This window comes from Agrobacterium tumefaciens str. B6, assembly GCF_001541315.1.
Lineage (GTDB): Bacteria > Pseudomonadota > Alphaproteobacteria > Rhizobiales > Rhizobiaceae > Agrobacterium > Agrobacterium radiobacter.
This window is the reverse complement of record NZ_LMVK01000050.1, coordinates 120344-145529: the sequence shown is the minus strand read 5'-3', so window position 1 is coordinate 145529 and position 25186 is coordinate 120344. Positions and strand designations below refer to the sequence as shown.

The window sequence follows — 25186 nt, the reverse complement described above, 5'->3', positions numbered from 1 at the left end:
TGAATATGACCTAGTGGCGGGCCATTCCCTGCGGGAGGGATTTGATGAATACTGGTGTCATGCAACGCCTCCCTTTGTTCGATCTGACGCGGTATTGAGATTTGTAACTCAGCAGTTCGAGCTTGCCAAGCGGGTTTTTACAACCGGCTGGTGAGTGATGCGGAAACGCCACACCGGCTGGATGCGACGATATAAATCGTGGCCGATGCGACTGACGCGCCGGCCACGATTTTATCAGTTCGTTACTTCCGCCCGCAACCGGCAGGATGCACGGCGGAAAATCGGAATGGTATCTGCCGTTGCCGGTCAGTCCATCTGCACATTCGCGTCCTTGACCACAGGTCCCCACTTGGCGATCTCAGCCGCAACGTGGGTTTTCAGCTCATCCGGCGAAGAGGCGACGATCTTGGCGCTGAAATCCGCCATGCGTGCGGCAACCGCCGGATCGGCAAGCGCCTTCTTGGCGGCGGCGTTCAGCTTGTCGACCACCTCGGCCGACGTGCCGGCGGGCGCAAAGAGCGCATTCCAGGTATAGGTCTCATAACCGGGCACCGTCTCGGCGATGGTCGGCAGATCCGGGAAGGACGAGGCGCGTTCCTTGGTCGTGACGCCGAGCGCCCGCAACGTGCCGGATTTTATATGTCCGGATGAAGAGGGCAGATTGTCGAACATGATGGAAATCTGGTTGCCGAGCAGATCGTTGAGCGCCGGGCCCGCGCCCTTATAGGGAACATGCTGCATGCTGACACCGGCCATGCTCTTGAACAGCTCGCCGGAAAGATGCAGCGGGGTGCCGTTGCCGGAAGAAGCATAGGCATGTTTGTCCGGCTCGGCCTTCAGCAGGGCAATAAGCTCCGCGACACTGTTGACGTTGAGCTTCGGATTGACGACCAGCACATTCGGCACCACCACGAGCAGCGAGACCGGCGTGAAATCCTTTTCCGGATCATAAGGCTTGGTCTTGAGAATGAGCGGGTTGAGGGCGTGGGTGGCAACCGTGCCCATCAGGATCGTGTATCCGTCGGGTTCGGCGCGGGCCACGCGGTCCGCACCAAGGTTGCCACCGGCGCCGGCGACATTTTCAACGACGATCTGCTGGCCGAGTTCATCACCCATCTTCTGCGCGATAACACGCGCGACCACATCGGTAGAGCCGCCCGCCGCGAAAGGAACGACCAGAGTAATCGTTCGCTCGGGGAAGCCTTGCGCACTCGCAGTCGTTCCCAGCATGCCCAAAGAAACCGCCGCGGCGGCAAGTTTCAGCACTGTGCGCCGTTTTGAAGACCGGTAAATCATAAACCCTCCTGTAACATGGCCTCCTCGCCATGGGGCGCATAGTAGCTCAAATGCACCTCAGGGCAACCCGCCGGGGAGCGGACGCTCCCGGCGGGTTTCAGGGGAAAGAGGGTTCGTTACGCTTTCAGGCGCTCCTCTACGACCCGCCAGTTGACAAGCTTGTCGAGCACGGCGCGGATATGTTCGGCCTTGCGGTTCTCATAATCCACGTAATAGGCGTGCTCCCATATATCGATTCCGAGGTAGGCCGGGCGGCCGACAGCAACGGGGTTCTTGCCGTCCTCATATCCGATCAGCGCGAGCTTGTTGCCGTCGTCACGCGTCAGCCACACCCAGCCGGTGCCGAAGACCGTATCGGAGACATCGACCGCTCGTTTGATGAAACCGTCATAGTCACCGAAGGTCTCGTTTACCGAAGCGGCAAGATCACCCGTCGGCCGGTTCGGTCCGCCCGGGACGAATTGGTCCCAATAGGCGACATGGTTCCAGGCCTGCGCGGCATTGTTGAAGATTTTGACATCAGCCGCCTCTTTTGATTTGGCGGACCGCGTGACGATATCAACCAGTTCCATGTCGGCATAAGGCGTGCCGGCGGCGAGCGTATTCAGCTTGTCGTAATAGGCCTTGTGGTGTTTTCCATAATGCAGACCCACGGTCTTCGCCGAGATGACCGGCGCGAGATCGGCTTCGGCAAAGGGAAGCCTGGGCTGCGTCAGGGGCAGTGCGGCGCGCGCGACATGCGGGCGGGGAAAGATTGCAGCGGCAGCAGTTGCTGCGCCGGCGGTGAGAACGGTGCGTCTGTTGATGTCCATCATATCCTCCTTATGAACGGTGATATGGGACTAACCCCAAACTACGGCCCGGGTTTCCTCACGTTGAATGCAATTCTGTCGCAGGTCATGGAGATGAGAGGCGGCGGCGCTGTATTCACGCCCTGCCGGGGCGGGATGGACTGACCGCCCCATATGAGAAAGGCCCTCCCGGCTGGAGAGGGCCTTGCCCGATCAGTATCGATAGTAGTCTCGGCGGTCGCGATAGTCTCTGCGGTCGCGCCACTCACGCCATTCACGCCTCGCCTGACGCTCGCGCCACTCACGACGGGCTTCCCAGCGGTCGCGCCGGTCCCAGCCGCGCTCATAGCGGGGCGGGCCATTCGGACGGCAATAGCCGCGGGGTGACAGGGGAAAGCCGCGTCCGCAGGCATAATCCACCGTTTGAATGTGGGATGCCGAGGGTGCAGACGGTTGGCCGACTGGCATGGCATTGGCACCGGTGCCGAACAGGGCGCCGAAAATCAGTCCGGCGGTTAAAATCATCTTGCGCATCTTATTTCCCTCCTTGTGGGATGGGGGGATTTAGCGCCCTGCCGGGTGAACTGTGGCTGAATGAATCGTGATCTTTTCGTGGCAGCAGGCCACAGTTGCGCCGAACATTCCGGCCGCCGCGCGGAACCCTGCGGAGGCTCGGACATTTACCAGTGCAAGCCAAACAAAATGGGAGAGCACCGATGGATTGGAATCGCGTTGAAGGCAACTGGAAGCAGATGAAGGGCAAGATCAAGGAGCAGTGGGGTAAACTCACCGACGACGATCTTGACGTCATCAACGGCAAACGCGAGCAGCTCGAAGGCAAGATCCAGGAGCGCTACGGTTACGAAAAGGACCGCACCAGGAAAGATATCGACGACTGGTATGGACGCCAGACCTGGTAAGACGAGACCCCGCTTCGGCGGGGTTTTTCTTTGCGCGGGATTTCCCGGTCAGCTGGCCACGGCCAGAACAGCAGCGATGACGATCAGCAGCGGCCCCATCCATCTGAAATGACGAACAACCGGCGGCTGACTAGCCGTGTTTTTTGACAGCGGCAGATAACCAAAGCCGACACATGTCATCCACAGGCCGGCGCAAAACATGATGAATTCGTCAATATAGGCTGCGATCATCGCTCCCCTCCCTCCTAATTATCGCGGTCATCCTATCTGCCCGGAAACCGCTTTGGTAGAGCCCCCTGCGCCTTCGGATCACCCGTGGGCACAGAGGGCGGCAAGACCGGCCGGCATCAACCGTCACGAAAGCGTTATGGAAAGACATTAGAACCGCCGCCGGTCCGTTCAAAAAATGCACGGCTGTGCAACTGATGGCCAGAGCCTTTCCCGTCCATCTCTCAAGCCTCAGCGCTCAGAGTTCCACTCGCGCCGAAAACATCGGAGACATAGATGAAACGCCGCACCTTTATGATGTCCGCCGCAGGCGCCGCCGCCGGCCTCGCCCTTGCACCGCGCATGAGCTTCGCTGCTCCGGGCACGATCGACTGGTACACCAGTTCGGATACGAATATCCTCGATTTCTGGTCCAATACGATCAAGCCCGCTTTTGAAGCCGCCAATCCCGGCCTGAAGCTCAACCTCGTCGATGCCGGCGACAGCGCCGGCATCATGGCCATCGGCGAGCGCGCCATCGCCGCAAAGCAGACGGGCACCGATCCGCAGGCCGATTATTTCGAAACGGCCGATCCGCTGCTTCCCACCGGCGCCATCGATGCCGGCATCTACGTGAACATGGCGAAAGCCGGCCTGTCCAATTATTCGCGCGTCAACCCGCTTGCCATCCGCAGCGAATACAGCCTGCCCTATCGCGGCAGCCAGGTTCTGCTCGCCTATGACGCCAGCAACCTCAAGCCGGCGGATGCACCGAAGACCTGGGATGAACTCGTCAAGTGGATCAAGGCAAATCCCGGCCAGTTCGTTTATAACCGTCCCGACAAGGGCGGCTCCGGCGGCAACTTCGTCCGCCGCGCCATCCATCAGGCGAACGGTCTCGATCCCAAGGCCTTCACGGTTGACAATTACACCCAGGAAGCCGGTGACAAGGCTCTGGGCAAGGCATGGGCGCTGCTGAGTGATATCGCCCCGTCGCTCTATGACAAGGGCGCATACTCCTCCGGCAACACGCAGTCGCTGCAGCTTCTTTCCCAAGGCGTCGTCACCATGACCCCCGTCTGGTCCGATCAGGTGCTGAAGGCCATCGATCAGGGCGTTCTGCCGAAGGAAACCGGCCTCGTCCAGCTTCAGGATCTGGCGCTCTGCGGTGATTTCTCGCGCGCCGTGGTGCTTGCCAACGGCGCCAATCGTGATGCTGCCCTGAAGCTTGCCAATTTTGTGTTGTCCGAAGAAGTTCAGGGGGCGATCCTCAACGAGCTGGGCGGCTTCCCCGGCGTTTCCTGGGACCATGTGTCGGCCGACCTGCGCAAGCGTTTCGCCGACATCATTCCGCAGACCATTCCGACCTTCCCGGCCGGTAAATGGGAAACCGCCATCAATGATGGCTGGTATCGCAACGTCGCTCCCAACGTTAACCGCAAGTCGTGACCGAGTTCGCAGAGGGAGCGGTTCGCCCGCTCATTGACAATACAGCAGGCAGGAGGCCCATCGGCCTCCTGCTCGTCGCCATTCCCGTGTTCCTGATGATCTGGCTCGTCATCTGGCCTGCCATCAACGCCATCGGCCGCACCGTGTGGCGCACCGGAACCGATGGTGAAACGAGTTTCGACCTTTCAAGCTACGGCTTCTTCTTCTCAGACCGCTACAGCCTCGACAATCTTGCCGTGACATTGTGGACGACGATGGTCTGCGCCGTCCTCCTGCTGGTCATCTGCCTGCCGATCGCGCTTTACCTTCGCTTTTCGCAAGGTCGTCTTTCGGCTTATGTGCAGGCGCTTGCCATCTTTCCGATGTTCGTGCCCTCCATCATCCTCGCCTTCGCCTTCATCCGCGTTCTGGGCCCCAACGGCATGGTGGACATCTTGCTCAATGCGGTCGACCTGCCGAAAATCCGCACGCCCTATCTCACGCCCTGGGGGCCGGTCATCGGTCTTGTCTGGGACAATATTCCGCTGACGGTTCTCATCCTGCTCGCGGGCCTCGGCAGCGTCGCCAACCAGTCGGTGGAGGCGGCGCGGGATGTCGGCGCAAACGCGCTGCAGGTCTTCTGGCACATCATCCTGCCGCGCATTTCCAATTCCATTCTCGTGGCGCTTTCCTTTTCGGTGCTGGGCATTTTTTCTTCCTTCACCCTGCCCTATCTCCTGGGCCCGGCCTCTCCGGAAATGCTCGGCCCTTTCATGCAGCGCACGCTGCGCGAAGTGCAGGACCCCATCGGCGCCATGACCCAGGCCGTCATCGCTTTCGGTTTCTGCATCGCTTTCGGCCTGTTCTACGTGCGTTCGGTCGCGCGCAACCAGGGGAAATGACATGACGACGCTGACGCGGGCCCGCACCCGCTTGGACTGGCCCGGCATCTTTTTTGCAACCCTTCTCACTATCGCCATCGTCGGGCCTCTGTTTGTGGTGGGCACCTTGGCATTCACCGAGGTCTGGCGATTTCCCAACGTCATTCCCCAGCAGTTCGGTTTCCGTTTCTGGGGCCAGACGCTCGGCCGCGCCGACGTGTGGAACGCGCTGATGCTGAGCCTGCGGCTGACGACGGTGGTGACATTGCTTTCGGCGCTGATCTGCCTTCCCGCCGCCTATGCCTTTGCGCGCATGAGCTTTCCCGGTCGCAACCTGCTGTTCTTCTCCTTCCTGGCCGGCCACGCCTTCCCGAAATTCGGGCTTCTGGTAGCGATTGCCGCCATTTTCCTGCAGCTTAACCTCATCGGCACCTTCTGGGGCGTTGTTCTCATCCAGCTCGTCGGCACGCTGATGTTCATGATCTGGATTCCCGTGGCGGCCTTCCAGGCCGTCGACCGACGCATGGAAGAGGCGGCCCGTGATGTCGGCGCCAGTCCGCTCCGGGTCTTCTGGTCGATTACCCTGCCGCAGGCGGGACCGACCATCGCCGCCGCCGTTTTGCTCAGCTTCGTTGGCACTTTTTATGAGACCGAAGGCGCATGGCTCATCGGTGCGCCGGGCATCCGCACGATGCCGGTGCTGATGATCAGCTATATCAACAACCAGATGGTCATCCAGTACGGCGCGGTTCTGTCCGTCCTGCTCTGGGTGCCGTCCTTCATTGCCCTCATGTTCGCCCGCCGCGTCATCGGTGGCGGTGCATTCGCCCGCGGTTTCGGCGGTTAGGAAATCATCATGTCCGTACTTCACATCCGCGAGATCTCGAAAACCTATACCGGCGGCACCAAGGCAGTCGACAGTTTCTCGCTCGATGTCGCCGATGGCGAGCTCGTTTGCCTTCTCGGGCCTTCCGGTTCGGGCAAATCGACGCTGCTGCGCATGGTCGGCGGTTTCGAGCAGCCGACGGGCGGGCAGATTACCATCGATGGCGAAGATGTGACCCACCTGCCACCGGAGCGGCGGCCGACCGGCATGGTGTTCCAGAGCCACGCGCTCTGGAGCCACATGAACGTCTTCAAAAACCTCGCTTTCGGCCTCAAGCTGCGCCACATGCCGGCTGCCGTGATCAAAGAGAAAGTAGAGGCCGTGCTCGAGCTCGTCGGGCTTTCCGGTTATGGCGAGCGCGCCACCAGCCAGCTCTCCGGTGGCCAGCAGCAGCGCGTGGCGCTTGCCCGCTCGCTGGTTATCGAACCGAAAATCCTGCTGCTCGACGAACCCTTCGCCAGCCTCGATCAGCATCTGCGCGAGCGGTTGCGGGAGGAAGTGCGTGATATCCAGCAGCGTCTCGGCATCACCACGCTGTTCGTCACCCACGGGCAGGACGAGGCCCTTTCCATGGCCGACCGCATCGTCGTGATGGCAAATGGCAAGACCGAACAGATCGACCGGCCGAATATCATCTACCGCGAACCGCAGACCCCTTTCGTCGCCGGCTTCATCGGCACCATGAACCTGATAGAGGGCGCGGTCTCAGACGGAAACTTCATGCACGCGGATTTCACCCTTCCGCTTCCCGTCTCCGATGGTCCGGCCATTCTCGCCGTCCGCCCGGAAGCCATCGATCTGACGATTTCCGAAACGCCGGAAGCGCACGTACACCGGGTGACGGATTATGGCACCCACGGCCTTGTCGACCTTGATCTCGCCGATGGTACAAGGATCAAATCCATGGTCGCCCATCTGGATATGTTCCGGGCGGGACAGGGCGTACAAATTTCACCCCGTGCAGTCACGGCCTATCGCGACAACCGCCCAATCTATCGGAGCTGACATGAACCAGCCGATCCTTATCGAACGCGACGGCCACAGGACCTGGCTCAAATGGCATCGCGCCCGCCGAAACGCTAGCGATCCGGTCTTTACCGGCGAACGCATCATCGAGGCGATGCGCCTTGGTGCGAGCATCGAGGTCGATCTGGTCATTCATGCCGATCACGGCTGCGCCGTTTTGCATGACCGGACGCTGGAACGGGAAACCACCGGCACCGGCCGAGTGCGCGACACATCCGCCGCTGCGCTGCGTCAGCTTCACCTGCGCGACAATGGCGGCCAGCCAATCGCTTCGAAGGTGATGTTGCTCGAAGACCTCTGCGCCATGCTCGCCCACGAGACCGTGCATCCCGACGCCCTGTTGCAGCTCGATTTCAAGGAGGACCTGCAGGCGCTGACCCCGCAGGTGGTCGCCGGTTTCGGAGCAAGCGTTTCGCCCATAGCAAGCTCGGTGATCCTGTCCGGCGGCGATTTCGACGCCATCGCCATGCTGGTCGGCTCGGCGCCGGGACTTCGCACCGGATATGACCCCTGCCTTCGCGGCACGCTTGCTCAACTGAAGGCAAGCGGAAACTATCTGCGTTTCATCGAAGACGCTCTCGCCACCGCGCCCGATGCCGGGATGATCTATCTCGACTACGCGATCGTACTTGCTGCCGAGGATGCCGGTGTCGATATCATCGCCCCCATCCACGCCGCCGGCCGCAGGGTCGACGCCTGGACAATCAACAGCGTCACGCCGCAATCCATCGAACAGGTCGAGCGCCTCTTGCGGCTTAAGGTGGACCAGATCACCACCGATGATCCGGAAGGGCTCACCGAGGTTTTCAGCCGATGACAGTCAATTACAGCACCATCCTCGATCATATGGTCGCCACCGCCCGCGAAGCCGGCGCATTGACGCTCGAACATTTCAGGCGCTTCCGCGACATCGAGATCGGCGTCAAGGGACCGGGGGATTTCGTTTCCGATGCGGACCGGGATTCAGAGACACTGATCCGTGAGCGCCTGCTCGGACAATATCCTTGGGGACTGACCGGCGAGGAATTCGCGCCTGTCGAAGGGGCGGATCAGGATCATCGCTGGCTGGTCGATCCCATCGATGGCACCACCAATTTCCTCTTCGGCCAGCACTATACCATCACCATTGCGCTTCGCCGCGGCAATGAAACGATCTGCGGGCTGGTCTATAATCCCGTTTCCGACGAGATGTTCGCCACGATCAAGGGAGACGGCGCCTATCTCAATGGCCAGCGCCTGCGGGTCAATGCCAGCACCGATGTCGCGCTCATGTGCGTCGGCACCGGCCTGCCCACGCCCAATCTCCAGCTTTATCCCGGTGCCTATCAGCGCCTCGACGCCATTCGCGCGCCCATCGGCGCGGTTCGTGTTGTCGGCAGCGCCGCCAATTCCTGCGCTTATGTCGCCTGCGGAAGGCTCACGGGCTATTACGAGGAGACGGGATTCGTCGACACGGCAGCCGGCATTCTTCTTGTTCAGGAGGCCGGCGGCATTGTGACCGACTGGTGGGGTCGCGGACCGGAGTTCTATGAGAAGACCGGAACGCTGATCGTCGCCAATGCCGCGACCCATGCCTATCTCACGGAGCATCTGCGCGGCGTTTCGCCCAAAAACCCCTCATAACCGTTTCCTCTTCGAAACATTTCGGGCGGCCGTAATCGTCTCAGGCTACCTGCACCATGTGGCCGGGCGATACGGTCCTGTAGTTTCGCGTCGGTGTTTCATATCCCATTGCCCGTATCGGGCTCTTCAGCTCGTCATTGGATATGCCGCGCCTTATCCCGCGTCTTGCCGGGTCCGGCACCGGAACGGCCGCCATCAGCTTTTTCGTATAGGCATGTTGCGGATTGTCGAAGACGGCGGCGCGCGGCCCGATCTCGACGATCTCGCCGAGATACATCACCGCGACACGATGGCTGACGCGTTCCACCACCGCCATGTCGTGGCTGATGAACAGGAAGGCGAGGTTGAGGCTCTGCTGCAGGTCGAGCAGCAGGTTGCAGACCTGCGCCTTGATAGACACATCGAGCGCCGAGACGCTTTCATCGGCAACGATGACCTTCGGATCGAGGGCCAGTGCCCGGGCAATCGCGATGCGCTGGCGCTGACCACCCGAAAATTCGTGCGGGTAACGGTTGGCCATATCGGCGGACAGGCCGACCTTTTCGAGAAGATCGGCAGTCTTTTCCTTGGCCTGCTTGGCGCTGCCCAGCCTGTGCTTGATGAAGGGCTCGGAAATTGCCGTGCCCACCGTCATGCGCGGATTGAGCGACGAGAACGGGTCCTGAAAGATCATCTGCACCGATTTGCGCATGTTGCGCAGGCCGACGTTATCGAGGCGCATCACATCGTAACCGTCGAGCGACACATCGCCGGACGACGGCTCAACAAGACGCATGATCGAACGGCCGGTGGGGGATTTTCCGCAACCGGATTCACCCACCAGCGACAGCGTTTCTCCTTGAAACAGATCGAAGGAAACGTTCTCGACGGCGTGAACCGCACCCGTCTGGCGCGCCAGCAGGCCGGAGCGGATGGGAAAGCGCGTCACAAGGTTCTTGACCGACAGAACCGGCGTCTTGCCGCTTGCAACCGTCTCGGCCACCTCCTCCGGCTCGGTCGAAAGGCCGGTTTTCATGTCGAGAACCGGAAAACGCGTCGGCCATTGCCGGTTACGCATCGAACCAAGCTTCGGCACCGCCGAAAGCAGCGCCCGCGTATACGGATGTTTGCCGCGCCGGAATATGTCCTCCGTCGGCCCGGTCTCGACTTCATCGCCGCGATACATCACGATCGTGCGGTCAGCGATTTCGGCCACCACACCCATGTCATGGGTGATGAAGAGCACCGACATGCCCTCCTCTTCCTGCAGCAGCTTGATGAGATCGAGGATCTGGCCCTGAATGGTAACGTCGAGCGCTGTCGTCGGCTCGTCGGCGATCAGCAGTTTCGGCCGCGAGGCGAGCGCCATGGCAATCATCACACGCTGGCGCATGCCGCCCGAAAACTGATGCGGATATTCGTCAAAACGACCGGAGGCGTTGGGAATGCGGACCTTTTCCAGAAGCCGCACCGTCTCCGCCCGCGCCTCCTGCTTCGAAAGTCCCTTGTGGCGGATGAGGACTTCGGAAATCTGGCGGCCGATGGTGAAGATCGGATTGAGCGAGGTCATCGGCTCCTGAAAGATCATCGAGATATCGTTGCCGCGCACGCCACGCATCTCCTTTTCGGAAAGCACCAGCAGATTGCGCCCGTTGAGCAGGACTTCCCCTTCTATCCGGCTGGAGGCTGGGGCAAGCAGGCGCATCAGTGATAGCGACGTCACGGATTTACCGGAGCCGGATTCGCCGACAATCGCGACGGTTTCACCGGGCGCGACATCGAAGGACACATTGCGCACCACGCTTTTCCAGGCGCCATCGACGAGGAAGGAGGTGGTCAGGTTCCGGACGGAGAGGACAGGTTTTATCTCCATGGTCTTACCGCCCTACCGCATAGGCCTGCATCAGCCGCGGCGTTGCGGCGGCGCGCAAGAGGCCGTCCGCATCCCGCCGCGCGGCGGTGAGCCTCCCGACGGACCATGCATCGGCAACCGTGACACGGTGTCCGCGACGACGAAGCTCCTGTAAGGTCGCTTCACCCACGGTGCTTTCCACGGTGATTTCCCCCGGCGAGCTGGTGCGCGGATAAAACGAGCCCGGAAAATGCGCGGTGTGGAACAGCGGCATATCTATCGCGGCCTGCAGGTTCTTGCCGTGATGGGCATACCGCAGGAAGAAGGGTAGTTGCCACTGGTCCTGCTGGTCGCCGCCCGGCGTACCGAAGACCATGGCGGGGCGTCCCTGATGCAGCGCAAGCGAGGGCGTCAGCGTCGTGCGCGGGCGCTTGCCCGGCGCAAGTGAGGTCGGCAGTCCTTCTTTCAGCCAGAACATCTGGGCGCGGGAATTGAGCGCGAAACCGAGACCCGGCACGATGGGCGAGGATTGCAGCCAACCGCCCGAAGGCGTGGTGGAAACCATGTTGCCCCAGCGGTCGATGACGTCGATATGCACCGTGTCACCGCGCTTTTCCGTCAGATGCGACATGGTCGGCTCGTAGACGGTGCCGGTGCCGCTCATTTCGGCTAGCATCGCCATGGTGGCATCCACCTGCTTTTCGTAACCCGGCACGGTGCCCGGACGCAGCTCCAGCGACGCCTCGCTGCCGATCAGCGCGCGGCGTCCGGCATTGTAACCTTCGGAGAGAAGATATTCAGTCGGTATCTGGCCGAATTCAGGGTCGCCGTAATAGACCTCGCGATCGGCATAAGCGAGCTTCATGGCTTCGACGATGGTGTGGATAAAATCGGGACCGGACGGCTCCATGGCCGCAATATCGAAGCCCTTCAGCAGCGCAAGCGATTGCAAGAGAACCGGACCCTGCCCCCAGGCGGGCGTCTTGGCAATCGTCCAGTCTTGATAGTCGAACGTCTGCGGCGCTTCGACGGTCGCGCTCCAGTCCGCCATATCCTGCGCCGTCAGCACGCCCTTGTGCCTTGCGCCGCTGGCATCCATCACCTCTGCGGTCTTTACGTAACTGTCGATGGCTTCCGCCACGAAACCCCGATAGAACGCATCGCGCGCCGCCTCGATCTGGTTTTCGCGGCCGGAGCGCGCTTCGGCTTCAGTGACGATCCGCTGATAGGTGGCGGCGAGAACCGGGTTGCGGAAATTGGCGTGAGGCTCGGGTGCCGCGCCGCCCGGCAGCCATGTCTCATGGGATGTCGGCCATTCCTTCTCGAAGAAATCGGCCAGCCCCTTGATGGTGGCGGAGACACGCGGCAACGTCGGATGCCCGTGCTCGGCATAATAGATTGCGGGTTCCAGCACTTCGCGCACGCTCATCGTGCCATAGTCGCGCAGCATCAGCATCCAGCCGTCGAAGGCGCCGGGTATGACGGTTGCGAGCAGCCCGTCGCCGGGGATCAGCTTCAGGCCTTCCGAAGTGTAGTGTTCAATCGTGGCGCCACTCGGGGCCGGGCCCTGTGCGCCGATGACTTCCACCTTGTCCTTCTGCTTGGAATAAAACACCGCGGGCATATCTCCGCCCGGGCCGCACAAATGCGGCTCGACAATCTGCAGGACGAAACCGGTGGCCACGGCGGCATCAAAAGCATTGCCGCCCTTTTCGAGGATCGCCATGCCAACGGCCGATGCGATCCAGTGCGTCGAGGTGACAACGCCGAAGGTGCCAAGGATTTCAGGGCGTGTGGTGAATTCATTCATTCCGATATTCCTTGTAAAAAATCATGCTTCGCGCGGATCGAGCGCGTCGCGCAGGCCGTCGCCGAGAAGATTGAAACCGATGACGACGAGGAAGATGGCGATGCCGGGCCACATCGTCATCCACGGCGCCTGGCTCAGGAAATTCTTCGCGGTATTCAGCATCGAACCCCAGGATGGGGCCGGCGCCTGCTGGCCAAGGCCGAGGAAGGAAAGGCTCGCCTCCGCGATGATGGCGGTCGCCACCGTCAGCGTCGCCTGCACGATGATGGGGGCAAAGACATTCGGCAGGATGTAACGCGTCATGATGTCGATGTGGTTGAGGCCGATGGACCTCGCGCCCTCGACATAGTCCTCCATCTTGACTGCCAGCACCTGCCCGCGCGTCAACCGCACGAAGATCGGCATGGCGGAAAGGCCGATGGCGATCATCGCATTGGTAAGGCTCGGGCCGAGAAAGGCGGCGAGCGCGATTGCCATGATCAGGAAGGGCATGGCGAGCAGCGCTTCGGTGATGCGGGAGATGACCACGTCCACCCAGCCGCCGAAATAACCTGAAATCAGGCCAAAGGGCACGCCGATCACCACCGCGATCATCACCGAGACGACGCCGGCCATCAGCGAGGCGCGGGCGCCATAGATCATGCGGGAAAGGATGTCTCGGCCGAGATCGTCGGTGCCGAGCCAGTGGGCCGCCGACGGCGCCTTGCGGATGGCCGACCAGCTGGTCGCAACCGGGTCCGCGATCGGCAGGATCGGCGCGGCGATGGCAAGCACGGCAAAGAACAGCACGATAATCATGCCGACAAGCGCCGATTTGTTGCGCTTCATTTTTTTCCAGGCGCGGCTTTCCTGCCGTGTCGCCGGTACGGAGAGGTTTTGATCGAGAACGGTCATGATATCAGGCCTCAGATCGTCGCCCTGAGGCGGGGGTTAAGCAGGACATAGGCAATGTCGGCCAGCAGGTTCATGAGGATGAAACCGACGGCGGTGCATAAAACGATGCCCTGCACGACGGCATAGTCACGGGTGAAAACCGCATCGACCGTCATCTTGCCGAAGCCGGGAATGGTGAATATCTGCTCCGTCAGAACCGCACCGGCCAGCAACTCCCCGAAGAGCAGCGCCAGCAGTGTGATGACGGGAAGAAGCGCATTGCGGAAACTGTGCGACAGGATGATCTCGCGCGGCGAAAGTCCCTTGGCGCGGGCGGTGCGGATATAGTCCGAACTCAAGACCGCAACCATCGCAGACCTCGTGTGCCGCATCAGCGTTGCCGCAAGCGCATTGCCCAGCACGAAGGCGGGCATGATCATCGTTTCGATGGAACGGACAGGGTCCACGAAGATCGATTCATAACCGGATGCCGGCAACCAGCCGAGTTTTACCGAGACCAGCAGGATCAGCATGATGCCGAGCCAGAAATTCGGGATCGACAGGCCGGAAAGCGCAACGATATTGGCGGTGTAGTCGATCCAGGTATTCTTCTTGACGGCGGCCAGAATGCCGATGGGGATGCCGATGACCATGGCGAAGAACATCGCCATGACAGCCAGCTGAATGGTGACCGGCAGCTTCTGGCCGATCAGTTCCAGCACCGGCTGGTTGGACCGCAGCGAAATACCGAAATCGCCGGTCACCACGCCGCCCAGCCAGTTGATATATTGCAGCGGCACGGGATCGTTGAGGCGATATTTTTCCCGCAGGAATTCGATCGTCGCGGGATCGCGCTCCTCGCCCGCCATGGCGAGAACCGGATCGCCCGGCAGCAGTTTCTGCAGCGAGAAAACGAAGATGGAAATGATGAGAAGCGTCGGGATCGCGACCAGCAGTCGCTTGCCGATATAAACAGGCATGGCATTGCCCCCGTTTGTGTCCGGTCTGGGGGCCGCACGGCAAGCCGTGCGGCCTATGCGAAACGGTCAGTCCTTGGAAACGCCGAGAAGGCGGATCATACCGTCAGGCGACGGCGCCCAGCCCTTGACCTTGTTGGAAATGGCATAGGCATAGGGCTGGTGGCCGAGATAGATGATCGGCATGTCGTCGTTGAGGATGACGCTTGCGGCATCATATTTTTCCTTGCGGACCGCATCTTCGGTCGAGGCGCGGGCCTCGTTCAGCAGCTTGTCGACCTCGGGATTGCAATATTTCACATCGTTGATGCCGCCCTTGCAGGTGACGAACTGATGCAGGTTGCCATCGGGATCGATACGTCCCGACCAGTCTGAACGGCTGAGCTGGTAATTGCCGGCGGTCTGCTCGGACAGGAGTGTGGCAAATTCGGTTGCCTTCAGGGTGACGTTGAAGCCGGCCTCGGCCGCCATGGACTGGATGACCTGCATCATCTGCGTCTGCGTGGTGTTGTTGGCGTGCTGAAGCTCGACATCGAGCGTCTCGTAACCCGCCTCCTTCATCAGCTGCTTGGCCTTGTCGATATCGCGCGGCGGCACCGGCAGGTTCTGGTTGAACCAGGGGCTCGTCGGCGGGAAAGCCTGATTGCCGCCCTTTGACGTCCCTTCGAAGACGATCTGGCCGATCGCCTCGCGGTCGATCGCATAGGAGAATGCCTGGCGCAGGCGCTTGTCCTTGCCGAGCGGATTGTCCGCACGCGCGCCATTGTTCATGTTGACATACATGGCCATGTAACCCGGTCCGATGACATCGGCATAGGTCAGTTTGGGGTCGTTCCTGACGGATTCCGCATCGGAGGCCGAGATACGCTCGGCGATATCGAGGTCGCCTGCGCGAAGGTTCGCGAGCTTCACGGTGGTGTCGGGGATCGGCAGATAGACGATCTTATCAACGAGGATCTTGTCCTTGTCCCAATAATCCGCGAACTTCTCCAGCACGATGCGATCCTGCTGGATGCGCTCGACGAATTTGAACGGCCCGGCGCAGACCGGCTTGGAGCCGAAATTCGCACCCAGTTCCTTGGCCGCTTTCGGCGCGACGATCATGCCGGCGCGGTCGGAAAGCTGCGCGAGCAGGGTGACATCGGGCGTCTTCAGCGTGAACTTGACTTCGAGCGGCCCGGTGGCCTCAACCTTCTCGACCGATGAAAGCTCGCTCTTGCGGCGGGATTCCGGCAGCGTCATGTTGCGCTCGATGGTGGCCACGACGGCCGCCGCGTCCAGTGTTTCACCGTCGTGGAACTTGACACCATCGCGGATTTTCATCGTCAGCACCTTGCCGCCTTCGGACCAGGCCCATTCGGTGGCGAGCTGGGGCACGATCTTCATGTCCTGCGAGATATCCACCAGCTTGTCGCACATGGCGGTGTAGACGATGCGGCCGACGAAGGTGCGCGACTGTGCGGGATCGAGCACATCAGCATCGTCATTCAGGCCGATGCGCAACTCGGAGGATAACGCCGGCGTGGTCAGGAATGCGCTCGCCAACAGCGCAGCAGTCAATGTCTGGATTTTCTTCATGTTCGTTCCTCTGGTCTGGTTATTTTGACTTTTTGTCATTGGCCGCCCCTGACGGGGCGACAGTTTTCATCCGTGGCCTTAAGAAGCCTCGGTCAGCGAATTATCGGCGCCGGCCGTATTGCCCTCCCCGGATCCCTCCTCCAGAAAGCCGAGCGAGGTGGCACGGATCAGCCTTTCCTGATGCATGAGAAGATGCTGGCGCATCGCTTCACCGGCGCGCGCCGGATCGCGATCGGCGATGGCGTCGACAATGGCCATGTGCTGTTCGAAAGACGCCCTGACATTTGTTCCGCTGCGTCGGGCGAGCTCCCGTATCGACTGCCAGGCATCATCCTGGCGGACACGATTGATGACATCGAAAATCGAGAGAAACAGCTTGTTGCCGGCACTCTGGGCGATCTGGCGATGGAGCGAGCCATCCCACAATTCCTTGGCATCTGCATCCGTGCTCTGGCCGGTCTTTTCCACCAGCGCCCGCATGCGCTCCACCTCGGCGGGTTTGGCGCGCATGGCCGCTAGCTGCGCCAGCTGCGGCTCGATGCGCAGGCGCACCTCCATGATTTCCATGAAATCCGTACCGGCGACCAATTCCGTGACCTGGGCGGACCAATCATCAGGTTTTTCACCCACAAAGGTTCCGGCCCCCTGCCGCCGCCAGATGAGGCCTTCGGCTTCCAGAACCTCCAGCGCGCGGCGGATCGACCGACGGCCGACGTTAAAAGTCTCCGCAAAGGCCCGTTCCGTCGGCAGACGACCATCCCTGACGAGATGATTCGCCTGAATATATTCACGCAACCGCGCCAGCGCGTAGTTGGAATTGTCGTTAGGGCCTGCTGCCACACCGCACCATTTGCTTGAACCAATCCTGTATTGGTTCATTTGGTGAGAAATTTTCGCCGACGTCAAGCGCATTTTTGAGCGACAATTTCTGACGCTCAAAATATGGGCATGTGGCGTTTTTTTGACTGTGGAGATAGGACGCAGGGGCATGGCGTTCTCGCGCGCGCCCTGCCCCCTCAAGGCCCGACGGAAAGCCGGATGCGCCCCGATAGATGTTTGCCGGGTGCCACGATCCTGACGCCCAGCGCTTCCCGCTGCGCCTCCGGCAAGCCGAGCGCTCCGGCGGCCATGGAAACGGGCTCGAGGCAAAGATAGCTGTCCATGCGGTGGACAGCCAGATGACCGAAAAAGGGATCGGCCTCGATCAGCAGTGAAAACCCGTCAAACTGGACATGCGCATTAGACCAGCCGGTATAGTGCTCCGTGTATCCCGTCGCTGCGGGAATGACGGTCGTCTGGCGAAGTACGGCTGCCTGGCCGGTCGGCACATTCTGCGGGTCCAGCGGATATTCCAGCCTCGCATCCGTGCGCGCTTCGCAGCCAAATCCGGCAACCAGATAGGGATGCCAGCCCAGCGCCATCGGCGCGGGTACGTCCGCCAGATTGGTGATCGACAGGTCCACGGTGAGGCCGGCGTCTTCGAGCAGAAAAGACTGTTCAGCGCGAAAGGAAAACGGCCATTCCCCGTCAGCCTCATAGTGGAGTACCAGCCCCGCCCGATCCGAAGCCAGACCGGAAATCTTCCAGGCTCGCCGGTGCGCAGGCCCATGCATGGCATCAGGCGCAAGGGCCGGATGGGGAGAAAGCTCATGGCGGATGCCCGCATGAACGAACGAACTCCCATAGAGCCTATTGTGGTAAGGAAACAGCGGATAGGCGCCGGCGCGCGGCCAGTTGAACGGCTGGAAATCCTCCCCGGTTGCTGGCGCCAGAATATCACCGTAGTCCGCGTGGTGCAGATAGGTCATCCTGCCGCCCCATGCGGGACGCAGGCGGGCAGAGAGCCGCCCGCAGGCAATCGCGATCGTTTCAGGCAAAGGCATAGGAGCCGTCAGGCCGTTTCGGCACCCGTCTCTGCCAGTGAATGTAACCGTCTTCCTGCATGGCTTTTTCATCCATCTCCACCCCCCAGCCGGGACGATCCGGCCTCAGTTCCAGATATCCGTCCTTCGGCAGATAGGGGTCGACGACATAGCGGGTTTCATCCTCGCGTTTTTCAAGATCGGTGCCACCATAGACATAACATTGGCCTTTCGGCAGCCGGTATTCGAGAATACGGAAATTCTGCTGGGCGGCTGAGAAGTGCACATTGACGGCGGTGGCAAGCGGCCCCATCGGGTTATGCGGCGCAATGCTGACGAAATGGGCTTCCGCAAGCGTGGCGATGCGGCGCATTTCGGAAATGCCGCCGACGACGCAGATGTCAGGCTGAATGATGTCTGCGCCCTTTACTTGAAGAAGACGCAGGAACTCATTGCGATTATAGAGACTTTCTCCTGTTGCCAGCGTGCAGTTCAGCCCCTGTTTCAGGTCTCCCCACATCTCGATGTTTTCGGGACGCAAAGGCTCTTCGAAAAACAGCGGATCGTAAGGGGCAAGCGCATTGCCAAGCTGGCGGGCGGCGGCGGGTTCAAAAATCTTGGCATGGGCATCGAAGGCGATGTCGTAGTCAGACCGCACGGTCTCGCGAAGCGAGCGGAAATAGTCGGCCGAACTGCGCACCACCTCACCCCAGCGGTGGGCATGGATATCCACGCGCCACGGGCTGAGCTTGAAGGCCGTGAAGCCCCAGCCCTCGTTGAGGCGGTCGAACTCTTCCTTTGCCGCCGGCGCATCCGGTGCCGTGTAGACGCCGGCATAGACCTTGATGCGGTCGCGCACTTCGCCGCCAAGCAGCTTGTAAACCGGCACGCCCGCTGCCTTGGCGGCAAGGTCCCACAGGCAATGATCAAGCGCAGATATTGCTGACAGACCGAGCGCGCCGGGCGGAAAACGGTTCTGCTGGAGAAGGAGATTGTAGAGATATTCGACCCGCGTCGGGTCCTGTCCGGCGAGGAAGCCATAGAGGTAATCCAGCACCGGCGGCAAGGCGAGATCGGGGCCGTGATTGTAACATTCGCCCCAGCCGGTCAAACCGTCATCCGTATCGAGAGCGACGATGACGCGGGGGCGGTCCTTGTCGCGGGTGACGAATACCCGCATGCGATCGATTTTCATGCTTAGTCTTCCTCATGAATTGCAACGCGCAACGGGCGCAACACTATCGGGCGGCGATCCCGTTTTTGATCTTGGGCGGTTCGACGTAGCGGAACCTGCGGGTGCGGTCCCGGTCCCGCGGGTCCGGGCGCGGAATGGCGGAAAGAAGCGCCTGCGTATAGGGATGGTCGGGCGCGTTGCAGACCTTTTCGGCGTCTCCCACTTCGACAAGCTTGCCGCGATACATCACCCCGACACGGTCGCACATGTATCTGATAACGCCGATGTCATGGCTGATGAAGATATAGGCGAGACCAAGCTCGTCCTGCAGGCGCATCAGCAGATCCAGCACCTGGAACCGCACCGAAACATCAAGCGCTGACGTCGCCTCATCCGCAACGATGATGCGGGGTTTCAGCGTGATGGCGCGGGCAATCCCGATGCGCTGGCGCTGTCCGCCGGAAAAGGCGTGCGGGTAACGTTCGCGCCCGGCCGGATCGAGACCCACCTGCTCCATCAGGGCGCAGACGCGTTCATCCAGTTCCTTGCCCCTGGCAATGCCGTTGACCAGCAACGGCTCGCCGATGACCTGCGCCACCGTCATGCGCGGATTGAGCGAGCCGAAAGGGTCCTGGAAAACCATACGCAATTCACGCCGCGCGGCTTTCAGTTCGGCACCTTCGATTTTGGCCAAGTCGACCACCGTGCCATCCGCCCGGCGATAACGCATCTCGCCGCCGGTCGGATCGTAAAGACGCATGATGGAGCGGCCCATCGTTGTCTTGCCGGAGCCGCTTTCGCCGACGATGCCAAGCGTCTCGCCCGGCAGAAGCTTGATCGACACGCCATCCAGCGCCTTCATTTCACCGAAGTGCATGGAAAGGTCGTTCACTTCGAGCACCGGCGCAGCCGTGAGATCGAGCGGAGGCCGCGCAAGCCGGATTTCCGCCTTCTGCTCCAGCTTCAGCACGGAGCCGATCAGCATGCGGGTATAGGGGTCCTGCGGGCTGTGGAATATCTGCTCGACGGCGCCATATTCCTTGGCGACACCATGATGCATGACCAGCACGTCATCGGCGATCTGCGCCACCACGCCCATGTCATGGGTGATGAACAACACCGCCATGCCATGCGCCTTTTGCAGCCGCGATATCAGGTCGAGTATTTCGGCCTGTGTGGTGACGTCAAGCGCCGTCGTTGGTTCGTCGGCGATCAACAGTTGCGGTTTGCAGGCCAGCGCCATGGCGATCATCGCACGCTGGCGCATGCCACCCGAATATTGGAAAGCGTAACGATCCAGCGCCTTTTCGGGATTGGGAATTTCCACCTGCCGCAGCAGCTCGATGGCCTCGGCCCGCGCCTGTGCCTTGCTCATTTTCAGATGCAGACGCAGGACCTCGGTGATCTGATCACCCACCGTATGCACGGGTGAAAGCGACGACATCGGCTCCTGAAAAATCATCGCGATATCAGCGCCGCGCACCGAGCGGATGGCCCGGCTGCGCGGATCAAGCTTTGCCAGATCCAAAGAGGTGCCATCGGCGCGGTTGAGGATGATCGACCCGGACGCAATGCGGCCGGGGGTGTCGATGATCTGCAGGATCGAGCGGGCGGTGACGGATTTGCCGGAGCCGCTTTCGCCGACGACGCAGAGGGTCTTGCCGGGATCGATGGAAAAAGACAGATCGTTGACCGCCCGGAAGACGCCGTTTCGGACCGGAAATTCGGTTACGAGATTGCGGACTTCGAGCAGCGGCCTGGCGGGCTTCATGGAGAGAATGTCGCTCATCAGGACCTCACTTATTATAGGGATCGGCTGCATCGCGCAGGCCGTCACCGAGCAGATTGAGCGCCATGACGGCAATGACAACAGCGACGCCCGGCAGGAACAGCCACGGCGCGGTTGCAATCGAACGGATATTCTGCGCCTCGCGAAGCAGCACGCCCCAGGAAATCGTCGGCGGCTGGAGACCGAGACCGAGGAATGAGAGCGAGGTTTCCGCAAGGATCATCGCCGGAACCGCAAGCGTGACCGAGGCGATGATATGGCTCGAAAAACTCGGCAGCATATGGCGAAAGATGATGCGCCCTTCCGGCACGCCATCCAGCCGCGCCGCGGCCACGAATTCTTCGGTTCGGAGCGACAGGAACCGGCCGCGCACGACGCGGGCAAGCTGCGCCCAGCCGGTCAGGGACAGGATGATGGTGATCATCATGTATTGAAGCGTGGCAGGCCAGCCCTGCGGCAGGGCGGCGGCCAGCGCCAGCCAGATGGGAATGGTGGGCAGCGACAGCACGAAATCGATCACGCGCTGCATGACGAAATCGATGCGGCCGCCATAATAACCGGAGATACCGCCCAGGACGACGCCGAGCAGCAGCGAGAAAAACACGCCGACGAGACCGATCGACAGGGAAACCTGCGCACCCTGCACCACGCGGCTAAAGACATCGCGTCCGAGGCGGTCCGCGCCGAACAGGAAAAGCGGGCGCGTCTTGTCGGTGGAAGCCAGCAGGTGGATATTCGTGTTGAACAGGCCGAATACGGAATATTCGTAACCCCTGCCAAAAAGCTGGATCGGTATTTTCTTGGCCGTATCTTCCACGAACACGGCAGCCAGCGTTTCGGGGTTACGGGTCAGCTTCAGCGGATAATAATGCATCCCGAGCGAGAAACCCTCGGTCGTATCGACGAAATGGACGCGCTGCGGCGGATGGAAGGTGGCGCGGGCGTTCTGCAGCACCGGATCGTTGATGGCGAAGAAGCCGGGCACCAGCGCAACGATATACATGGCAATGGTGATGAACAGGGCGGCCATGGCCAGCTTGTGGCGCTTGAATGCCCACCAGATGAGCTGCCACTGCGAGGCGACGGCGGCGCGGTCCTGCCGGGCATTGGTGGTAATGGTGATATCGCTCATGGCGCCCTCCTATTCGAGACGGATGCGCGGATCGACCAGCGCAAGCAGGATGTCGCTGATAAGCGATCCGATCAGCGTCAGCGCGCAGATCAGAAGCACGAAAGCGCCGGCGAGATACATGTCCTGCGCCATCAGCGACTGCAGAAGCAGGGGTGCGGCCGTCGGCAGATTGAGCACGATGGCGACCACCACGGAGCCCGAAATAAGGTTTGGCAAAAGCCATGCGATGGTGGAAATGAACGGGTTGAGCGCAATTCTGAGCGGATATTTCGTCAGCAGCTTGAACTCGGACAAACCTTTCGCCCGCGCCGTGGTCACATAGGGTTTGGGCAATTCGTCCAGCATGTTGGCGCGCATGACGCGGATGAGGCTTGCGGTGGAAGACACGGCAAGAATGGCGACCGGCAGCCAGATATGAGCCATAAGGTCAACCATCTTGGCGATGCTCCAGGAGGCCGTTTCATATTCAGCTGAAAACAGCCCGCCGACATCGGCCCCGAACTCCACCGCAGCCACATACATCAGCACCAGCGCCAGCAGGAACGAGGGTATGGAAAGGCCGAAGAAGGAAAAGGCGGTGAAGAGATAATCGCCGATCGAATATTTGCGCACGGCGGAGAAGACGCCGATCGGAAGTGCGATGGCCCAGGTGGCGAGAAGGCTTGCGATGGCCAGAACCAGCGTCAGCGCCATACGCTCCCAGATAAGGCCCGAAACCGGCTGCTGCCATTCGAACGAGATGCCGAAATCGCCACGGCTGATGATGCCCCATATCCATTTCAGATATTGCACGATCATGGGATCGTCGAGGCCGAAACGTTCACGCAGCTGCGCCGCGGTATTGTGGTCGATGACCTCGTTGGAGGCAGCCAGTGTGGCGATATAGGTCGTCACATAGTCACCGGGCGGCAGCTGGATCAGGACAAAGGCAAGGAAACTGACGGCAAACAGGGACGGTATCATCCACAGCAGGCGTTTTACGATAAAAAGCAGCATGTCGCTCTCGCAATCACATTGTGCCATACGCACCGCCTTCCACTAAGGAAACGGTATGCGCGTGGTCGAAACAACCTGAGAGGCGTCGCCGCGTTACGGCAGCGACGCCCATGTGGTGGTATCAGCTTGTGAAGGTGAACTGTTGCGGCAGCGCCGGGCCGGGGTTGGGCCATGTCCAGCTGTCGGGTTCCGTTTCCGGCACATTGCGCAGATTATTGCGGATGATGCCGAAACCACCAACGGCAAGGCAGAGGCCGATCGTCTCGAACTCTTCCGCCGCGATATCGAAGATTTCCTTCATCTTCTCGCCGCGTTTGGCAAGGTCGGCCGTCGAGCGGGCCTCGTCAAACAGCTTGAAGCGCTTCTTCTGGCTTTCCGGCGGCTCTTCGCCCTTCTGGCCATTCGAGGTGTACCAGAGCGCCCACGGAATGGCGTAACGCGAACCCTGCGGGTGGAATGCGAAGAAATCGCGCGGATCAAGCATCGGGTCGAGACCGCCGGGGCCGGGCCAGACGGCAGCATCATGGGCGTTGTCATCGCCGCGTGTATAATAGAGCGCGCGTTCGATGGTGTTGACCTTGATGTCGACACCGATCTGCGCCCATTGCGCCTTCACCAGTTCCAGCGCATCGACCAGATCGGGATAGAGCGTCGGGATGACGTCGATCGAGAAGAAGACGGGCTGGCCATCAGGCCGCAACCGCGTGCCGTTGCCGTTCTTCTTGTCGTAACCGGCCTTGTCGAGAAGATCATTCGCCTTGTCGGCATCATATTCGGTGAACTGGCGCGCCAGCTTTTCATTATACCAGGGGTGTGTCGGGCGTGGTCCGGCCTGATACCCCTCGCTCTGGCTGAAATAGACGATGTCGATGATTTCCTGCCGGTTGAGCGCGATCGACAGCGCCTGACGGAAGGACTTGTCCGCGAACATCTTGCGCATTGCCGGGTCTTTATGGGTGATGTTCAGGTAGATCTGGCATTGCTGCGCGGCAGACGGCACCAGAGTGAGCAGGCGATAATCGCCTTTTTTCATGTTCTGAGACAGGGTCGGCTTGTTGGCGAGAACGCTGATATGGCGCTCCTGAATATCGATCTTGCCGGAAATGACGTTCAGCATCAGCGATTCGACATCCTGCGAAATGCCGAAATTGATTTCATCGATATAGGGCAGCTGGTTGCCTTCGGTATCGACCTGCCAGAAGTAAGGGTTGCGGGTCATGACCACCCGTGTCGCACCGCCGGAATAGGGTTCCTTCACCACCCACGGATCAAGGGTCGGCTTGTCGACATTCGACCAGCGGGACGGAATTTCGATATCGCCGCACTTCGCCCGGAACAGTTCCGTCCAGCTGGAGACACCCGCAGCCTTCACATCGGCATCGAGCGCCGTGTTGTATTTAGGCAGGAACTTGCTGCAATAATGCTTGGGAAACAGCGTCGGATGCTGGCCGAGCGGCGTGGCGAGGTTTTCGAGATAAAGCGCATTCGGCGCTGCGAATTTGAACTTTACCGTGAAATCATCGACTTTTTCGACATCGACCGCCTTGCCCGCAACGGAGAGCTGCGCCGGCGTGGCGCTGTAAAGCTCCTTGTTCTTGATGCAGTCCTCGATGGCGAACACCACGTCATCTGCGGTGAAGGGATGACCATCCGACCATTTTGCGCCCTCCAGCAAATGGAAGGTGAATTGCGAAGCATCGTCGTTGACTTCCCACTTCACCGCAAGGTTCGGCAGAACCTCGGTGAAGTCCATATTCCAGCGAACCAGCCCCTGATTGCCGACCATGCGCAGGATGCCGTTATGGTCCGACGAACCGCGCAGGCCACGGCGCAACGTGCCGCCATAGGAGCCGATTTTCTCGTGCGGTGTCACCACCATCGGATTTTTCGGCAGACGTTCGGCCAAGGGCGGCAATTTACCGTCCTTTACCAGCGCCTCCAGTTGCGGCGCCTGCTTGCCGGCAGCAGCCCGCGCCGAGGTCCCGATGACGGAAAGGGCGGCCACGCCGCCAAGCCCCGCCATAAAGGTTCGGCGCGTTACGCCCAGTGAAAATGCTTCGCCATCGCGCATCGACAATCCTCCCAAAAAATCACCGGCAGCGAAAC

General features: G+C 60.7%; 23 protein-coding genes. 7 read left to right on the top strand and 16 right to left on the bottom strand.

Annotation, left to right across the window (positions count from 1 at the left end; genetic code table 11):
- Window positions 1–306 precede the first annotated feature (306 nt).
- The 3 genes from ASB65_RS24505 to ASB65_RS24495 form a co-directional block, all read right to left on the bottom strand.
- Complete coding sequence (locus ASB65_RS24505; RefSeq protein WP_060725636.1) at window positions 307–1296, bottom strand: Bug family tripartite tricarboxylate transporter substrate binding protein; 990 nt, start codon at window positions 1294–1296, stop codon at window positions 307–309.
- A gap of 116 nt (window positions 1297–1412) precedes the next feature.
- Entirely contained in the window at window positions 1413–2108 is a 696-nt protein-coding gene (locus ASB65_RS24500; protein ID WP_060725635.1) for a superoxide dismutase, read from the bottom strand.
- A 192-nt stretch (window positions 2109–2300) separates the two neighbouring features.
- A complete protein-coding gene (locus tag ASB65_RS24495) occupies window positions 2301–2621 on the bottom strand; it encodes a GCG_CRPN prefix-to-repeats domain-containing protein (RefSeq protein ID WP_060725634.1) in 321 nt (106 codons plus the stop codon).
- 182 nt (window positions 2622–2803) lie between these two features.
- Between ASB65_RS24495 and ASB65_RS24490 the strand changes: the two genes are divergently transcribed.
- A complete protein-coding gene (locus tag ASB65_RS24490; RefSeq protein ID WP_003521659.1) occupies window positions 2804–3007 on the top strand; it encodes a CsbD family protein in 204 nt (67 codons plus the stop codon).
- Between the two features lie 48 nt (window positions 3008–3055).
- On the opposite strand, the gene ASB65_RS24485 is transcribed toward ASB65_RS24490, so the two are convergent.
- Entirely contained in the window at window positions 3056–3238 is a 183-nt protein-coding gene (locus tag ASB65_RS24485; protein ID WP_003505704.1) for a hypothetical protein, read from the bottom strand.
- Window positions 3239–3511: 273 nt separating this feature from the next.
- Here ASB65_RS24485 and ASB65_RS24480 point away from each other — a divergent pair, with 273 nt between their 5' ends.
- From ASB65_RS24480 to ASB65_RS24455, 6 genes are read left to right on the top strand one after another with little or no spacing between them, the layout of a single operon-like run.
- Complete coding sequence (locus tag ASB65_RS24480; RefSeq protein WP_060725633.1) at window positions 3512–4663, top strand: extracellular solute-binding protein; 1152 nt, start codon at window positions 3512–3514, stop codon at window positions 4661–4663.
- Window positions 4660–5544, top strand: coding sequence for an ABC transporter permease (locus tag ASB65_RS24475; RefSeq protein WP_080868645.1), 885 nt, complete (start codon window positions 4660–4662; stop codon window positions 5542–5544). The genes ASB65_RS24480 and ASB65_RS24475 overlap by 4 nt, the downstream gene beginning before the upstream one ends.
- A gap of 1 nt (window position 5545) precedes the next feature.
- Window positions 5546–6370, top strand: coding sequence for an ABC transporter permease (locus tag ASB65_RS24470; protein ID WP_060725632.1), 825 nt, complete (start codon window positions 5546–5548; stop codon window positions 6368–6370).
- Between the two features lie 9 nt (window positions 6371–6379).
- The gene (locus ASB65_RS24465) at window positions 6380–7414 is read left to right on the top strand and encodes an ABC transporter ATP-binding protein (RefSeq protein WP_060725631.1); all 1035 of its coding nucleotides are present in this window, start codon (window positions 6380–6382) and stop codon (window positions 7412–7414) included.
- A 1-nt stretch (window position 7415) separates the two neighbouring features.
- On the top strand, window positions 7416–8252 hold the full coding sequence (locus ASB65_RS24460) for a glycerophosphodiester phosphodiesterase (RefSeq protein ID WP_060725630.1): 837 nt from the start codon (window positions 7416–7418) through the stop codon (window positions 8250–8252).
- Window positions 8249–9058 carry an inositol monophosphatase family protein gene (locus ASB65_RS24455; protein WP_060725629.1) on the top strand — a complete coding sequence of 270 codons (810 nt, stop codon included), beginning with the start codon at window positions 8249–8251 and terminating at the stop codon, window positions 9056–9058. Before ASB65_RS24460 ends, ASB65_RS24455 begins: the two co-directional genes overlap by 4 nt.
- Window positions 9059–9098: 40 nt before the next feature.
- Here ASB65_RS24455 and ASB65_RS24450 read toward each other — a convergent pair whose 3' ends face one another.
- The 12 genes from ASB65_RS24450 to ASB65_RS24395 all read right to left on the bottom strand — a co-directional run bounded on the left by ASB65_RS24450 (window position 9099) and on the right by ASB65_RS24395 (window position 25151).
- Window positions 9099–10910 (bottom strand): ABC transporter ATP-binding protein, encoded by a 1812-nt coding sequence (locus ASB65_RS24450; protein ID WP_060725628.1) that lies wholly within the window; start codon window positions 10908–10910, stop codon window positions 9099–9101.
- A gap of 4 nt (window positions 10911–10914) precedes the next feature.
- Window positions 10915–12699 (bottom strand): gamma-glutamyltransferase family protein, encoded by a 1785-nt coding sequence (locus ASB65_RS24445; RefSeq protein WP_060725627.1) that lies wholly within the window; start codon window positions 12697–12699, stop codon window positions 10915–10917.
- 21 nt (window positions 12700–12720) lie between these two features.
- A complete protein-coding gene (locus ASB65_RS24440; protein WP_060725626.1) occupies window positions 12721–13593 on the bottom strand; it encodes an ABC transporter permease in 873 nt (290 codons plus the stop codon).
- Window positions 13594–13604: 11 nt separating this feature from the next.
- Complete coding sequence (locus tag ASB65_RS24435; protein ID WP_003505689.1) at window positions 13605–14552, bottom strand: ABC transporter permease; 948 nt, start codon at window positions 14550–14552, stop codon at window positions 13605–13607.
- Between the two features lie 66 nt (window positions 14553–14618).
- Window positions 14619–16127 carry an ABC transporter substrate-binding protein gene (locus ASB65_RS24430; protein ID WP_003505688.1) on the bottom strand — a complete coding sequence of 503 codons (1509 nt, stop codon included), beginning with the start codon at window positions 16125–16127 and terminating at the stop codon, window positions 14619–14621.
- Between the two features lie 78 nt (window positions 16128–16205).
- Complete coding sequence (locus ASB65_RS24425; protein WP_060725625.1) at window positions 16206–17006, bottom strand: FadR/GntR family transcriptional regulator; 801 nt, start codon at window positions 17004–17006, stop codon at window positions 16206–16208.
- A gap of 137 nt (window positions 17007–17143) precedes the next feature.
- Complete coding sequence (locus ASB65_RS24420; protein ID WP_060725624.1) at window positions 17144–18010, bottom strand: galactose mutarotase; 867 nt, start codon at window positions 18008–18010, stop codon at window positions 17144–17146.
- Window positions 17997–19184 carry a galactarate dehydratase gene (locus tag ASB65_RS24415; protein WP_003505685.1) on the bottom strand — a complete coding sequence of 396 codons (1188 nt, stop codon included), beginning with the start codon at window positions 19182–19184 and terminating at the stop codon, window positions 17997–17999. The genes ASB65_RS24420 and ASB65_RS24415 overlap by 14 nt, the downstream gene beginning before the upstream one ends.
- Window positions 19185–19227: 43 nt before the next feature.
- Window positions 19228–20952, bottom strand: coding sequence for an ABC transporter ATP-binding protein (locus tag ASB65_RS24410; protein ID WP_060725623.1), 1725 nt, complete (start codon window positions 20950–20952; stop codon window positions 19228–19230).
- A gap of 7 nt (window positions 20953–20959) precedes the next feature.
- Entirely contained in the window at window positions 20960–22084 is a 1125-nt protein-coding gene (locus ASB65_RS24405; protein WP_060725622.1) for an ABC transporter permease, read from the bottom strand.
- 9 nt (window positions 22085–22093) lie between these two features.
- The gene (locus ASB65_RS24400; protein WP_003505682.1) at window positions 22094–23080 is read right to left on the bottom strand and encodes an ABC transporter permease; all 987 of its coding nucleotides are present in this window, start codon (window positions 23078–23080) and stop codon (window positions 22094–22096) included.
- A 121-nt stretch (window positions 23081–23201) separates the two neighbouring features.
- Window positions 23202–25151, bottom strand: a complete 1950-nt coding sequence (locus ASB65_RS24395; RefSeq protein WP_060725621.1) for an ABC transporter substrate-binding protein — start codon at window positions 25149–25151, stop codon at window positions 23202–23204.
- Window positions 25152–25186 lie beyond the last annotated feature (35 nt).

What these genes read in the sequence shown, in the direction of transcription:
- ASB65_RS24505 (WP_060725636.1), bottom strand. Translation starts at nt 1,296, where the DNA reads ATGATTTACCGGTCTTCAAAACGGCGCACAGTGCTGAAACTTGCCGCC.
- ASB65_RS24500 (WP_060725635.1), bottom strand. Translation starts at nt 2,108, where the DNA reads ATGGACATCAACAGACGCACCGTTCTCACCGCCGGCGCAGCAACTGCT.
- ASB65_RS24495 (WP_060725634.1), bottom strand. Translation starts at nt 2,621, where the DNA reads ATGCGCAAGATGATTTTAACCGCCGGACTGATTTTCGGCGCCCTGTTC.
- ASB65_RS24490 (WP_003521659.1), top strand. Translation starts at nt 2,804, where the DNA reads ATGGATTGGAATCGCGTTGAAGGCAACTGGAAGCAGATGAAGGGCAAG.
- ASB65_RS24485 (WP_003505704.1), bottom strand. Translation starts at nt 3,238, where the DNA reads ATGATCGCAGCCTATATTGACGAATTCATCATGTTTTGCGCCGGCCTG.
- ASB65_RS24480 (WP_060725633.1), top strand. Translation starts at nt 3,512, where the DNA reads ATGAAACGCCGCACCTTTATGATGTCCGCCGCAGGCGCCGCCGCCGGC.
- ASB65_RS24470 (WP_060725632.1), top strand. Translation starts at nt 5,546, where the DNA reads ATGACGACGCTGACGCGGGCCCGCACCCGCTTGGACTGGCCCGGCATC.
- ASB65_RS24465 (WP_060725631.1), top strand. Translation starts at nt 6,380, where the DNA reads ATGTCCGTACTTCACATCCGCGAGATCTCGAAAACCTATACCGGCGGC.
- ASB65_RS24460 (WP_060725630.1), top strand. Translation starts at nt 7,416, where the DNA reads ATGAACCAGCCGATCCTTATCGAACGCGACGGCCACAGGACCTGGCTC.
- ASB65_RS24455 (WP_060725629.1), top strand. Translation starts at nt 8,249, where the DNA reads ATGACAGTCAATTACAGCACCATCCTCGATCATATGGTCGCCACCGCC.
- ASB65_RS24450 (WP_060725628.1), bottom strand. Translation starts at nt 10,910, where the DNA reads ATGGAGATAAAACCTGTCCTCTCCGTCCGGAACCTGACCACCTCCTTC.
- ASB65_RS24445 (WP_060725627.1), bottom strand. Translation starts at nt 12,699, where the DNA reads ATGAATGAATTCACCACACGCCCTGAAATCCTTGGCACCTTCGGCGTT.
- ASB65_RS24440 (WP_060725626.1), bottom strand. Translation starts at nt 13,593, where the DNA reads ATGACCGTTCTCGATCAAAACCTCTCCGTACCGGCGACACGGCAGGAA.
- ASB65_RS24435 (WP_003505689.1), bottom strand. Translation starts at nt 14,552, where the DNA reads ATGCCTGTTTATATCGGCAAGCGACTGCTGGTCGCGATCCCGACGCTT.
- ASB65_RS24430 (WP_003505688.1), bottom strand. Translation starts at nt 16,127, where the DNA reads ATGAAGAAAATCCAGACATTGACTGCTGCGCTGTTGGCGAGCGCATTC.
- ASB65_RS24425 (WP_060725625.1), bottom strand. Translation starts at nt 17,006, where the DNA reads ATGAACCAATACAGGATTGGTTCAAGCAAATGGTGCGGTGTGGCAGCA.
- ASB65_RS24420 (WP_060725624.1), bottom strand. Translation starts at nt 18,010, where the DNA reads ATGCCTTTGCCTGAAACGATCGCGATTGCCTGCGGGCGGCTCTCTGCC.
- ASB65_RS24415 (WP_003505685.1), bottom strand. Translation starts at nt 19,184, where the DNA reads ATGAAAATCGATCGCATGCGGGTATTCGTCACCCGCGACAAGGACCGC.
- ASB65_RS24410 (WP_060725623.1), bottom strand. Translation starts at nt 20,952, where the DNA reads ATGAGCGACATTCTCTCCATGAAGCCCGCCAGGCCGCTGCTCGAAGTC.
- ASB65_RS24405 (WP_060725622.1), bottom strand. Translation starts at nt 22,084, where the DNA reads ATGAGCGATATCACCATTACCACCAATGCCCGGCAGGACCGCGCCGCC.
- ASB65_RS24400 (WP_003505682.1), bottom strand. Translation starts at nt 23,080, where the DNA reads ATGCTGCTTTTTATCGTAAAACGCCTGCTGTGGATGATACCGTCCCTG.
- ASB65_RS24395 (WP_060725621.1), bottom strand. Translation starts at nt 25,151, where the DNA reads ATGCGCGATGGCGAAGCATTTTCACTGGGCGTAACGCGCCGAACCTTT.